Source organism: Pseudomonas sp. Y24-6, from assembly GCF_020295325.1.
GTDB lineage: Bacteria > Pseudomonadota > Gammaproteobacteria > Pseudomonadales > Pseudomonadaceae > Aquipseudomonas > Aquipseudomonas gregormendelii.
Genome location: NZ_JACBXG010000028.1, coordinates 1 through 10065 on the forward strand (window position 1 = coordinate 1; position 10065 = coordinate 10065).

Below are 10065 nucleotides of genomic sequence, written 5' to 3' on the forward strand. Positions count from 1 at the left end.
GGTTATTGGGTGAGCTGAGAGCAGTAGGAGCTGGCGAGCATTACGAAGGTGGTGCCGAACAGGACGAGTGCTGAGCCGCGCCAGAGGTAGATGCGCTTAGCGCGCTGGTAGCCGGTCAAGGCCATGGCCTCAGCTGCTGAAGCACCAGTTCATGCAGCGCCTTGCCGTCGCGGCTCATGCGCTGCCCGCGAAGCTGCCATTTCTTCGTGCTGGGCCAGCAGTCGATCATGCGGCCGTCGGGAAGTGTCAGAACGACGTGGTAGCCATTGTTGTGCTTCTTGTGGGTGATACCTGTTCTGGCCAACCAGCCTTCAAAGCGCTGCATGGCTTCTGCCTTCATGCGTTTCTTGTGGCCTTCGGGGTTTGACTCGCTGCCTTCGCCGCCACAGTTACGGCAGCAGCGCGGATAACCGACATCCTCGCCGATAAACTGGCAGCAGCTCAGGCAGTGGCTGCCGTCCTCGATGTTGTCTTCGTAAAAGCTCATGTCCGAACCCTTACCGCGATGCGACCGCCTTTCATGGTTGCCGCCAAACGCTGAGGTAGGCTCGACACTTTGCGCTCACGCGACATGCCGATCACTTCGTTAAACGGAAGGCCGAAGCCGAGCATGATCAGCTTCGATTCGATCTCTTCGATTTGCTCGTCGATCAGCGTTTTAACCGGTGCAGTGCTCATTGCAACTCCTTGGCCGGCTCGCAACCGCACGATTCAGCCTTTCGCAGTAGTGGTGGAATTCTTCGATGCCGATCTTCTGGGCCTGCAGGAAGGCGGTGATGTTGCGCATCACCAGCACTTCGTAGCCTTCAGGGCAGCCAGGGTGATTCAGTTCGTCGAGGTCTCGGTCGATGAGAATGTGAGGGCTCATTGACCGGCCTGGGCCTTGATGGCGTCGTCAGCCATCGGTGCGAGGAGCCCTTCGGCAATCTCGCCAAGCTTGCCCAGCGGGTGGTCGCTGCGGCCCAGCAGCTCGGCGGTGGACGTCTTGTCGGCCTGTCCTCGCTCGGCGGAGATCAGCAACCAGCCCAAAGCCGAGGTTTCGATCTCGCATTCCGCCAGGCGCCTGTTGACGTGCTCATCAACGGCCAAAGCGAACTGGGCAGCGGTGACGCCCTGCGGCTTGCGCATGCGGCGCTGGAAGGACACGCCACAGCCTCGAAGCAACTCTTCGGCGGCGTTGTACAGCCACTCGGCCCGCGCATCGTCCTTAGGGCTCTCGCTCACTGGAGGCGGCGTCCGGTTTTCGTAGTTCAACTGAGCAATCAGTGCTGCGTTCATGGTCGCCTCCAGAGTGGCGGGTTGGTTATGCGGCTACCGGCTGATTCATCAGTTCGGCGTAGGCGTTGAGCGCTTCTTCGCGGGTATCGCCGAATGCGTAGTTGGCCGACGATTGCAGGTCTTTAAACCCTTCGCCGGTCACGCACCAAGCGCTTCCATCCCTCATCACGCGGATGGCCCACCAAGGTTTCTGGAAGCCATCAGTGCGGCAGGTGTTGCAGGCCCAGGTGCCTCCATATACGAAGCCGGTCTGCTTGCACTGGCCGTGAGGGAAGGGGTGAACGAAGTAAATTTGACCGGCTCGGACCAGTTCGTCCGCCTTGTCCCATCCCTGTCCACGCTCAAAGCGCGCCGGGCCATCAGCTGCGGCATTGCGCTCGACACCATGCACTCGGGAATTGAAGCCGCCGAGAAAGTTGCCGCCGAGCAAGCTCGCGCTGAAGATTTGATCTGCCATACGAATGCGGTTGGTATCGCTCATAGCGACCTCCGATGCTTGGTTGATCCAACAGAACTCGGCTGCACTCATCCATTCCGCTGGTTGCCGTTGGGCGCGGAGGGGAGTGCATGCGAGCTGTGTCGGTGGGTAATGTTAAGAGCGGTGAGCCTTAAATCTCATAAGGCTCACCGTGATGCGTTTAATCGTTGATGCAGGGGGCCGCGTTGCGCGGTGCAGAATCATCCGCATCCTTCTGCCCACTCATTGAATGGGCAGAGGTGATGCTTTCAATCAGTCGTCTTCGCCTTGGGCGAGCGTCTTTTTAATGTCCGCTGCAGCAGGCTTCTTCCAGTTTTTGATCTGGCCGGTNATCCGCATCCTTCTGCCCACTCATTGAATGGGCAGAGGTGATGCTTTCAATCAGTCGTCTTCGCCTTGGGCGAGCGTCTTTTTAATGTCCGCTGCAGCAGGCTTCTTCCAGTTTTTGATCTGGCCGGTTTCCAGATCGATGTTGAGGATCAGGTAATCGCCGTAGTGCGTACCCGGAAAGAAGTCCGGAACGTAGCCTTCGTAGTCACCTACTTCTTCGCCCTGCGCATCCTTTAGGCCGGCCGTGAACTGGTCGCGCACCTTGATGTGCAGGTGCAGTTCGGTCACGTCGACCTGCACCGTCTTCTGCTGATTGATTTGCATGCTGTTGTCTCCGGTTGATTTCCCGTCTGGCCCTGTCGCCAAGGCCAGCCAGTGAAATCTCTTGTCTCCACCACGCGCATCGCCGGATTCATATCTCTGGCCAGGTCACACATTTCGTGTCCGGTGTTCTTCCTGGCTGGCTTGCGTGGTTTCGCGTACTCACATGAGGGAGTACGGCAGCAATCCAGAGGCTGCATGGACGACGGTTTAGCTTTCTCACCACCGGGTTCACCGGTACGTCGTTGGGTCACGTCAAGTTGTGTAAAGAGCGACGGGCTCTTTCGAGGCCCTCCGCAGTGACTGTGTCGCTGCGATGGGTGAAATATGAACCATCAGTTCACATTAGGTCAAGTACCAGAAGTACATATTTTTCAAAAAATACAGATTCAGCGAAATTTCACCGGTCGACGGTTTAGGGATTTACCGCCAAGGATCGCTTCGCTATAGTCCGTCGAATACTGGATGCATATACAGCATTAGGAGGTGGAAATGGCGAAGGCAAAGAAGACAGATAAGCCAGTGACGCGGCATGAGGTCAGTGGAATTGAAAGGCTCGGGCTGCGGGTTTCGGAGATGATTAATCACCCGATCGCGCAGGAAAGGCGAATGGTGACGATCCATCGTCTCGACAATGACGGTGATCGGGAATGGGAGGAGGTTATGGGCTTGCTATCCGAGACGGATGGCATAGACATGACCTTCAACGACGATGAGTCGGTGACGCTTAAGTGGGAGGCGAGCGCCGACGAAGATCGGCCGGTGGAAGCTTTCGAGCCAGTAGAGGAGCTGGCGCCTTTCTGATGGGCAACAAAAAGCCCGCTCGTTGGCGGGCTCTTGGATGACTGCTTGTCTAGTCAGTAATCGGCGGGTACTTCCCGCTGACCGAGTCTCGATAAACGATCTCGCTAAAAAGTCTCGGGCCGTCTCGCAGATTTGCCAAGGCTTGCCTGGCTTCCTCTTTGGTCTTGAATGGGCCAGCTCCTACGTCCATGCCTACCATAGGCACAACGGGTAGGCCTGCAGCGGCAATGACATCAATGGTGCGATCCCGCTCCTCCTTGTCCTCGCACGCAGTCGAGGCCACCCAGCCAACCTTAAACTGATGAGGCTTTGCCGCCTCAATATCTCCACCGCAGTGTTTGCACTTGATGGCCGCGTTCTTAATGGTTTCTGCACAGAGAGGGCAGGGGCGCGTATCCGCCTCAACTGAAGCATGTGCAGCGCTACTTTTACCGCCAAGTAGAATCATCAGTAAGCCGCCAAGCATGATCATACCGCCGACAATCGTATGTATCTGTCGGTCAGCCATCAGCCCCAGGTTGTTAACTCTCCCGCCTGATCCTGTTGCCACTGACACATCCATGCTCAGCGCAAACACCAGCCAACATGCTCCGACGATCAGTGCAAAAGTCCCAAAACCTTTCATTGGATCCCTCCCATAATTGAGCTGGAACTTTACCATTCGTGGCTCACGGCCACCATTGGCGATCAGTTAGGCGCAGAGACGAAAAGCCCTGCGCTGGTCTTAATCTGCTTCTGGCGCTAGTGTCCATCCAGCGACATAGAGGGCGTGATATGACTGATTATTTTCGAGGGGCTGCGTGTGTGCGTCGATCCTAACCTGGTCGCGACGTACTTTTTTAGTGGGTGGCAGAGTACTGTCGATGCCCAGCCCAATTTTGGGTTCGGCCAATCGCTCTCTCGCTTTCTCTTCGACGGATGACTCATATACGGGCCGGTAGGGAGTCGAGCCCAATCGTCTTGATCGATTCCTTTCTTTGCGCTGGATCTTTTTCGCAAGTTTTGGCGGAAGAGAATGCCTTGGGTCAGACACTTGCAGTTTTTGGTAAAACCTTAAATAGCTGTTAAGGCGGCTCGCCAGAGCCTCAAGACCTTCGTCATTCTGTAGTTCTCGCATTGAGGCGTACAGGACGCATAGCTGCTTCCATTCTTGTTTATCAATGAGGCTTGGGCGCTCCATGCCAAGCATGGCTATGAAGCCATACAGACTTTTGGGCAGGTTCATTGCCTTCAGTTCTGTTGCGGTAGGTATCTCCATAGTTTCGCTCCTTGAAAACCAAATTCCAGCTTAGCGCAAAAAGCCCGGCGCGGGCCGGGCTCTCTAGACGGGGCCAAATCCCTTTGGCTGACCGTATTGTGCTTGGTAGGTGTGACGAAGGCGTGACAGGGCAGATACGAAAAGCCCGGCGCCGTAGCAAGCTTGGTCGGTATCAGAAAGAAGTTGCGATCGCCTGGGCCAGTTGCATATCTGACATCAGTGGCGAGCTGTAATTGATGCGGTAGTACCTGGACGCCTGCTCAAACTCCGCGCCGCGAATCTCGCCGTCCGAACCAATGAACGCCAAGGCGTCAGTCTTGGCTGACTTAAAATACTCTGGAATTTCCGAGGTAATAGCCGTGGGCGCGGAAATGATCACTGCGGGCACGATGGTGGTGATCATGAGCGCGCCTTGGAACGGGTTGTTGTTTTCGGCTGCAATGGCCTGAGTGCTGCTCAGCACCATGACGGCGATTGCCAGGGTCTTCCATGAGTCCATTCTTCGTTGCTTCCATCGCAATCTGAGAGCGCCACCATAGCAGAGCAGGACGCTTGCCAGATACAAGAAGCCCGGCGCTGGGCCGGCGTTGGCGTTGGCGTTGCAAGTAGATAACTCTTAGAGAGATTTTCGGCAAATATTTATAATCGCGGCACTAATAATTGCTACCAGCACGATACTGTTTGCAGCCAAAGCCAATGCCGCTCTCATAAAAATTTCGGCTGATGATGATGATAAAGACAAAATCGAACATAAAAACGTAAGCGCTAAGATCAATATGCAGTAAAAATAAATTGTGAAAAAAATATCTAAATATTCATTCTTTTTGTATTCCCTGAACGTTTTCGTTTGCGAGAACCCGAGCAGGATTGCTATCACTGCGGCAAGAAATCCAAGCATCGTGAATGCATAGGTTGCAAGTATAACTGCTATGTTTGATCTTTGACTGAAAAGGCTTAAGGAGTAGTTAGGGTTGTAGTTTGTAATTGTTTTGTAAGTCAGAAGCAAGAGCGGCCCAGGAAGAGACGTCAGAAAAACGTAAAATCCAGCTAAAATCCGCTTCGTCGACTTGTCCATTTTTAACAAACTCCTGAACCTGTTCTCGTAGTTTTACATTCTCTCTGATCTTTGCTTCTATTATTTCCGATATTACACTTTCATCGTGATTTCCAAGGTTGTCTGAAATCACTCCCTTGCCAGAAACATAGATATCTAGCATAGCAGAAGATGCGTCGTTTTTTGCTTTTATTATTAGTTTTTCAAGTCCCTCGTCGGAAGTTGCTGAAACGACTTTTTCAATTATTGGCTTTATGCTTCTGTTCTTTTTTGGTTTTATAATTATTTCTATGGAGTCAAGCTCTTCTGTGTTTGATCCGGCACCGATGACATTTAGAAAATGCTTTGCAAGAGTATTTTCACCAGATACTTCTATTGTTGTTTTCCCTATATATGTCATGCTTACAGCTTCTTGCTTAGTTGCTTGGTGAGTCAGGGGCTTGATGCAAAACTGCCAGCTTCCGTTTCCAGTGTAGCTTAACAGTGTGTTAACCATGCCGCAGAAAGCATCAAACTTTGGAGCTAGAGAAGTAGAGGCAAATCCGAAGTAGTGCTTTTTTAGTACCAGATAAGAAGCGAACCCGATTTTCTCATCCTGCCCAAGCATCTTTCTTATTTCGCTGATAGATAAGTCTGTTGTGTTGATTTTTTTGAATTTCTCTCCGTCTCGTGTCATGACGAGAACACACACGTTTCCGGTGAGGTTTTGGAGATAAATATGCTCAGAATTGTGCATGAAGCTCCCCTTAAATTGGGGTTCTTCTAGCGAAGAAAAAGTTTTAAGAAATGTCGACAGGTCGATGAGATGTTTTTCATTCGTTATCCTGTGCTGTAAGTAATATCCGAAATAGCTGATTATCATTTTTATGCTCGTCCTTGGCGGTTGCGTATGTTCGGCACTCGCAACAGATATTTAATTCTTTCGTTATTTTTCAGCCGATTCTTGCGCGAATTTCGCTTGGGAATCCAACTTCTCTAGCATAATTCTCGCCAGCCAGCCCTCATTCGCGAGCACTGTAGAAGTGTTTCAGCGCTATCAGCTCAATCACTGCCACGAATACGCACAGTGCAAGGAAGCCAGGGCTGAATACTCGCTTGCGATTGGATGAACCTCCTCCTAGCCAGCCGGCGTCGGAAGCGCCGGGAATCACCATGAGTAGCGCCAGCCAGGCAATGACCCCGATCTTGCTCCAGAAGCTCTGCTCTCGCCATGCAGTCATTTTCGCGGTTCCGCAGTCCTGCTTATCTGCCCCGCCCTCACCTCATCCGCATACCCGACCAGCCGATCCTCACCATCATGAAACACGGTGCACATCCTCAGCACGGCCTGGGCGTCTGCCTCATTTCCGGCCAGGCTCAATCGCCCAGCGATTCGCATCAGTTCGACAGCGGACCACTTGAGGTCCGAGGCGATGCCCTGGAGGTCGCGCTTTAGGTCTTGATTAGGTTTGGTTAGGGTCATGCTTTAACCTCAGATCTTCTGCGAGCCTCTGACTGAACCGCTCCACAGGAATGCCGGTAAGCCTAAGAACCGCTTGAGCAACCTCAATGTCTAGAGCCTTAGTACCTAGAAAATAATTATTAATGGTCGAAGTGGATACCCCTATCTCGCTCGCTATGGTGCTCCGAGCTAGACGATCCGCCTTTTGCCTGCTTGCGTTATAAGCGGCAATCGCTCTGCGAAGGGCTAGGCACTCGTCTTCTTCCCATATCCACAAGCCATGATTACGCATAAATTCTCGCTCAAGTGCGCAATGCCATTCTGGCTAGGTAGGTCGCACAACCTTCACGCCTTCACCGCATCCGCAAGCGACGCCGCCCGATCCGCATGCTTGTAGAGTTTCGCAATCAGCATAAGGGCAGCTGTCGCATCGACATCTCGGCAGTCCTTAGTGATTCTCAGCACTTCGTCTGCGGCTTGCTCAAGGTCGAGCGCTAACTCGTTGAGATCGCTGTGAATATCTTGGTTGGGTTTGGGCATAGACTTTATACCAAGTGGGCATTCCAGACGAGCAACACGCGCGCTTGGATGTAGGTCTCGTCGGCAAAAATGTCCTCGGCCGGATGCTTCTTGTTGTCCGAGATCATCTTGAATTTGGTCTTGCCCTTCATCTGCAGGCGCTTGATGTACTGAAAGCCCTGGTACGAGAAGAAGTAGATTCCATCACCGATGAAATCCTTGATGCTGATGTCGACCAACAAAGGGTCGCCGTGCTTAATGGTCGGCGTCATCGATTGGCCCCAGCCGGTGATCATCTTCAAGTGGTAGTGCTCGACGAACTCAACACCCATTGCCCGTAATTGGGAAGGGCTGACGCGCACGTCTTGAAGCATTTCCGGGTAGTCGTGGGCGACCTCGCCACCACCTAACGCGCCGCGAATGTCGTAGTGGGCAATCCAAACTTCATCCCCGACTTTGCCTGGGCGATATGCGTCGTGCACAAGCACTCCGCCAGATGCCCCGACTTCATCACCTTCGGCAACGGCGAGAAGCCGCTGAATTCTCTCTTCGCTGAGAGTCTTACCGGCCAGCATTGCTCGCACCTTATCGGCGGCCGTGGTCGGTTCCGGCTCAGCGGTATCTGCTAATCGGTCAGGCCCATCACCAGCAGCGTGCTGAAGCCATTCCACCTTGACGCCCAAAAAAGAAGCGATGGCCTGCATTTTGGCAGGGCCTGGAATGGACTCGCCGTTCAGCCATTTACTGGCAGCCTTCGGAGTGACCTTCGCTATTTCAGCCAAGCGAGCGCCCGCCCCCCATTGATCAATGCCTTTTGCGGCAACTGACTTTTTGAGGCGGGAAGCGAAAGCAGCGCGTATTTCTTCGATATGAACCATAGGTTCAATATCGCATGCCCTTGCATGTACTTTCAGTTCCGACATAATATGTACTGCAAGTTCATAATTCACCCGGAGGCCATATGAGCCCACTGAAGAAATCGATTGATGACGCCGGCGGCGTTCCGGTGGTTGCCCTGGCCTGCGGAAAGACGCCGCGTGCCGTTTACAAATGGCTCACCGCTGAGTGTCTGCCGCGCACTGAGTACACCGGTGAGACGCGCTATGCCGAGCGAATTTCTGCTTTAGCAGCCGCAAACGGGAAGCCATTCGAGGCCTCTTGGTTGCTGTCCGAAGCCCACCCTAAAAAATCTGCCGCTTAACCCACTTCCAATCACACAAGGAAACACAGATGTCGTACTTCGAACCCGATCACCTCCACGACAAGCCGACCAAGGTGCGCCTGGACGAGGCGGCTGATGATTTGTTGACAGCAATGGCCCGCTTCCAACGGACCCAGAAAGCCGTGCTCGCTCGAGAAATCCTCGAGCGCGGCCTGAACCAGATGATGGAAGAGCTTAACGCGAAAACAGACGTGGCCTGAAGTAGCCGAGGAGGCCCTGTGCCTGAAAGAAAACCGCTGGAAATCCAGCTCGACTGGCAGGGACTCGCTGATCTGGAGCTGCTAGCCAGACGCAACGGGATAACGCCAGAAGAGATGGCCGCAACAATCATGAATCGGGCGCTGGATCGAATGACCCGGCCACCAAAGAGCCGGAGCAACGTCGCTTCCATAGGACGGAAGGGCTGATAAGCCCCTCAGGGACTCATGAGGAACTGCCAATGAAACACCAACCAACCAAATCGCAGGCACAAAAAAACCGACGGATCAGGTCGGTTCTTTTTACAGCGCTTGCAACAACGTTCTGGAGCGAATAATGCACCATCCAAACCAAACGATCAATACCCCCGCAAATGTCGCGACACAATTCGGCAGCGGTGAAAATGTGTCGCGTACATCTATGTCGTCGCAAGAGATTGCGGAGCTGGTCGGTTCCCGCCACGACAAGGTCAAACAATCCATCGAGCGACTGGCAGAGCGCGGCACCATTCAACTTCCCCCATTGGGGGAAGTTAGAAACCACCTCCGTCAGAGCGTAAGCGTGTATCAGGTCTGCAAGCGCGACAGCTTCGTCGTCGTTGCTCAGCTCAGCCCGGAGTTCACAGCGGCACTCGTTGATCGCTGGCAGGAACTGGAAGGGCAGATCGCCCAACCCCGCGAACTCTCCCGCATGGATCTCATCCACCTCGCTTTTGAGGCTGAGCAGCAGCGCCTGCAGTTGACCATCCAAGTCGAAGCCCAGGCCGAGAAGATCCACTCCATGGAGAACCTGTTCAAGGAAGGGATGACCCACACCCAATTCTGCAAGGGCCTCAATGGGGTCAACGTCATGCAGGTGGGCAAGTTCCTTGAGGGTCGCAACTGGCTGTTCAACGAAAGCAAGTCCGGCCTGCGCTTCCGTGTGGCCTCTTACGCTCGCGACAAGTACATGACCGAGCACCAGCACGAAGTCACCCCACACGGCAAAGAGCCGTTCGTATCGTTCACGCCTGTTCTGCTGAAGAAGGGCGCGATCCGGCTGTACGACCTGTACCTCGCAGGCGAGCTTCCAATGAAGAAGACGTGGGATGGCCTGTTCACTCACGACAAAGCACTTAAGGGGGCCGCATGATGGCCAGGATACGCACTGTAAAACCAGAGTT

General features: G+C 53.6%; 20 protein-coding genes. 4 read left to right on the forward strand and 16 right to left on the reverse strand.

The features are described 5' to 3' along the window. Nucleotides 1–115: 115 nt before the first annotated feature. The 6 genes from HYI44_RS28795 to HYI44_RS28820 form a co-directional block, all read right to left on the reverse strand. The gene (locus HYI44_RS28795) at nt 116–487 is read right to left on the reverse strand and encodes a hypothetical protein (protein ID WP_225571160.1); all 372 of its coding nucleotides are present in this window, start codon (nt 485–487) and stop codon (nt 116–118) included. Further along, nucleotides 484–678 carry a hypothetical protein gene (locus tag HYI44_RS28800; protein WP_225571161.1) on the reverse strand — a complete coding sequence of 65 codons (195 nt, stop codon included), beginning with the start codon at nt 676–678 and terminating at the stop codon, nt 484–486. The genes HYI44_RS28795 and HYI44_RS28800 overlap by 4 nt, the downstream gene beginning before the upstream one ends. Further along, complete coding sequence (locus tag HYI44_RS28805; RefSeq protein ID WP_225571162.1) at nt 659–868, reverse strand: hypothetical protein; 210 nt, start codon at nt 866–868, stop codon at nt 659–661. Before HYI44_RS28805 ends, HYI44_RS28800 begins: the two co-directional genes overlap by 20 nt. Continuing rightward, entirely contained in the window at nt 865–1278 is a 414-nt protein-coding gene (locus HYI44_RS28810; RefSeq protein WP_225571163.1) for a hypothetical protein, read from the reverse strand. Before HYI44_RS28810 ends, HYI44_RS28805 begins: the two co-directional genes overlap by 4 nt. Nucleotides 1279–1303: 25 nt before the next feature. Further along, on the reverse strand, nt 1304–1759 hold the full coding sequence (locus HYI44_RS28815; protein ID WP_225571164.1) for a hypothetical protein: 456 nt from the start codon (nt 1757–1759) through the stop codon (nt 1304–1306). A gap of 378 nt (nt 1760–2137) precedes the next feature. Continuing rightward, entirely contained in the window at nt 2138–2410 is a 273-nt protein-coding gene (locus HYI44_RS28820; RefSeq protein WP_225571165.1) for a hypothetical protein, read from the reverse strand. A 489-nt stretch (nt 2411–2899) separates the two neighbouring features. Between HYI44_RS28820 and HYI44_RS28825 the strand changes: the two genes are divergently transcribed. Further along, complete coding sequence (locus HYI44_RS28825) at nt 2900–3211, forward strand: DUF1654 domain-containing protein (RefSeq protein ID WP_225571166.1); 312 nt, start codon at nt 2900–2902, stop codon at nt 3209–3211. Between the two features lie 49 nt (nt 3212–3260). Here HYI44_RS28825 and HYI44_RS28830 read toward each other — a convergent pair whose 3' ends face one another. The 10 genes from HYI44_RS28830 to HYI44_RS28875 form a co-directional block, all read right to left on the reverse strand. Next, entirely contained in the window at nt 3261–3872 is a 612-nt protein-coding gene (locus HYI44_RS28830) for a hypothetical protein (RefSeq protein WP_225571167.1), read from the reverse strand. Between the two features lie 63 nt (nt 3873–3935). After that, nucleotides 3936–4469 (reverse strand): hypothetical protein, encoded by a 534-nt coding sequence (locus HYI44_RS28835; protein ID WP_225571168.1) that lies wholly within the window; start codon nt 4467–4469, stop codon nt 3936–3938. Nucleotides 4470–4641: 172 nt separating this feature from the next. Further along, the gene (locus tag HYI44_RS28840; RefSeq protein ID WP_225571169.1) at nt 4642–4968 is read right to left on the reverse strand and encodes a DUF2388 domain-containing protein; all 327 of its coding nucleotides are present in this window, start codon (nt 4966–4968) and stop codon (nt 4642–4644) included. A 117-nt stretch (nt 4969–5085) separates the two neighbouring features. After that, nucleotides 5086–5544, reverse strand: a complete 459-nt coding sequence (locus HYI44_RS29755; RefSeq protein ID WP_225571170.1) for a hypothetical protein — start codon at nt 5542–5544, stop codon at nt 5086–5088. Then, nucleotides 5435–6385 carry a hypothetical protein gene (locus tag HYI44_RS28850; protein ID WP_225571171.1) on the reverse strand — a complete coding sequence of 317 codons (951 nt, stop codon included), beginning with the start codon at nt 6383–6385 and terminating at the stop codon, nt 5435–5437. Before HYI44_RS28850 ends, HYI44_RS29755 begins: the two co-directional genes overlap by 110 nt. A gap of 139 nt (nt 6386–6524) precedes the next feature. Further along, complete coding sequence (locus HYI44_RS28855) at nt 6525–6743, reverse strand: hypothetical protein (protein ID WP_225571172.1); 219 nt, start codon at nt 6741–6743, stop codon at nt 6525–6527. After that, nucleotides 6740–6985 carry a hypothetical protein gene (locus tag HYI44_RS28860; RefSeq protein ID WP_225571173.1) on the reverse strand — a complete coding sequence of 82 codons (246 nt, stop codon included), beginning with the start codon at nt 6983–6985 and terminating at the stop codon, nt 6740–6742. The genes HYI44_RS28855 and HYI44_RS28860 overlap by 4 nt, the downstream gene beginning before the upstream one ends. Continuing rightward, nucleotides 6966–7256, reverse strand: coding sequence for a helix-turn-helix domain-containing protein (locus HYI44_RS29760; RefSeq protein ID WP_225571174.1), 291 nt, complete (start codon nt 7254–7256; stop codon nt 6966–6968). The genes HYI44_RS28860 and HYI44_RS29760 overlap by 20 nt, the downstream gene beginning before the upstream one ends. Before the next feature lie 53 nt (nt 7257–7309). After that, nucleotides 7310–7504 (reverse strand): hypothetical protein, encoded by a 195-nt coding sequence (locus HYI44_RS28870; RefSeq protein WP_225571175.1) that lies wholly within the window; start codon nt 7502–7504, stop codon nt 7310–7312. Nucleotides 7505–7509: 5 nt separating this feature from the next. Next, nucleotides 7510–8361, reverse strand: a complete 852-nt coding sequence (locus tag HYI44_RS28875; protein WP_225571177.1) for an XRE family transcriptional regulator — start codon at nt 8359–8361, stop codon at nt 7510–7512. Between the two features lie 83 nt (nt 8362–8444). On the opposite strand from HYI44_RS28875, the gene HYI44_RS28880 reads away from it, so the two are divergent. From HYI44_RS28880 to HYI44_RS28890, 3 genes are all read left to right on the forward strand, one after another. After that, nucleotides 8445–8684: a hypothetical protein gene (locus tag HYI44_RS28880; RefSeq protein ID WP_058410614.1), complete on the forward strand. Its 240-nt coding sequence runs from the start codon at nt 8445–8447 to the stop codon at nt 8682–8684. 29 nt (nt 8685–8713) lie between these two features. Next, complete coding sequence (locus tag HYI44_RS28885) at nt 8714–8905, forward strand: hypothetical protein (RefSeq protein WP_024013551.1); 192 nt, start codon at nt 8714–8716, stop codon at nt 8903–8905. 418 nt (nt 8906–9323) lie between these two features. Then, nucleotides 9324–10034 carry a Rha family transcriptional regulator gene (locus HYI44_RS28890; protein ID WP_412548524.1) on the forward strand — a complete coding sequence of 237 codons (711 nt, stop codon included), beginning with the start codon at nt 9324–9326 and terminating at the stop codon, nt 10032–10034. Nucleotides 10035–10065: the final 31 nt, after the last annotated feature.

Bases quoted from the DNA above. Each gene is read 5' to 3' on its own strand.
- HYI44_RS28820 (WP_225571165.1), bottom strand. From the start codon at position 2,410: ATGCAAATCAATCAGCAGAAGACGGTGCAGGTCGACGTGACCGAACTG.
- HYI44_RS28885 (WP_024013551.1), top strand. From the start codon at position 8,714: ATGTCGTACTTCGAACCCGATCACCTCCACGACAAGCCGACCAAGGTG.
- HYI44_RS28825 (WP_225571166.1), top strand. From the start codon at position 2,900: ATGGCGAAGGCAAAGAAGACAGATAAGCCAGTGACGCGGCATGAGGTC.
- HYI44_RS28860 (WP_225571173.1), bottom strand. From the start codon at position 6,985: ATGACCCTAACCAAACCTAATCAAGACCTAAAGCGCGACCTCCAGGGC.
- HYI44_RS28835 (WP_225571168.1), bottom strand. From the start codon at position 4,469: ATGGAGATACCTACCGCAACAGAACTGAAGGCAATGAACCTGCCCAAA.
- HYI44_RS28795 (WP_225571160.1), bottom strand. From the start codon at position 487: ATGAGCTTTTACGAAGACAACATCGAGGACGGCAGCCACTGCCTGAGC.
- HYI44_RS28855 (WP_225571172.1), bottom strand. From the start codon at position 6,743: ATGACTGCATGGCGAGAGCAGAGCTTCTGGAGCAAGATCGGGGTCATT.
- HYI44_RS29760 (WP_225571174.1), bottom strand. From the start codon at position 7,256: ATGCGTAATCATGGCTTGTGGATATGGGAAGAAGACGAGTGCCTAGCC.
- HYI44_RS28815 (WP_225571164.1), bottom strand. From the start codon at position 1,759: ATGAGCGATACCAACCGCATTCGTATGGCAGATCAAATCTTCAGCGCG.
- HYI44_RS29755 (WP_225571170.1), bottom strand. From the start codon at position 5,544: ATGGACAAGTCGACGAAGCGGATTTTAGCTGGATTTTACGTTTTTCTG.
- HYI44_RS28875 (WP_225571177.1), bottom strand. From the start codon at position 8,361: ATGGTTCATATCGAAGAAATACGCGCTGCTTTCGCTTCCCGCCTCAAA.
- HYI44_RS28810 (WP_225571163.1), bottom strand. From the start codon at position 1,278: ATGAACGCAGCACTGATTGCTCAGTTGAACTACGAAAACCGGACGCCG.
- HYI44_RS28890 (WP_412548524.1), top strand. From the start codon at position 9,324: ATGTCGTCGCAAGAGATTGCGGAGCTGGTCGGTTCCCGCCACGACAAG.
- HYI44_RS28800 (WP_225571161.1), bottom strand. From the start codon at position 678: ATGAGCACTGCACCGGTTAAAACGCTGATCGACGAGCAAATCGAAGAG.
- HYI44_RS28805 (WP_225571162.1), bottom strand. From the start codon at position 868: ATGAGCCCTCACATTCTCATCGACCGAGACCTCGACGAACTGAATCAC.
- HYI44_RS28870 (WP_225571175.1), bottom strand. From the start codon at position 7,504: ATGCCCAAACCCAACCAAGATATTCACAGCGATCTCAACGAGTTAGCG.
- HYI44_RS28840 (WP_225571169.1), bottom strand. From the start codon at position 4,968: ATGGACTCATGGAAGACCCTGGCAATCGCCGTCATGGTGCTGAGCAGC.
- HYI44_RS28830 (WP_225571167.1), bottom strand. From the start codon at position 3,872: ATGGTAAAGTTCCAGCTCAATTATGGGAGGGATCCAATGAAAGGTTTT.
- HYI44_RS28850 (WP_225571171.1), bottom strand. From the start codon at position 6,385: ATGATAATCAGCTATTTCGGATATTACTTACAGCACAGGATAACGAAT.
- HYI44_RS28880 (WP_058410614.1), top strand. From the start codon at position 8,445: ATGAGCCCACTGAAGAAATCGATTGATGACGCCGGCGGCGTTCCGGTG.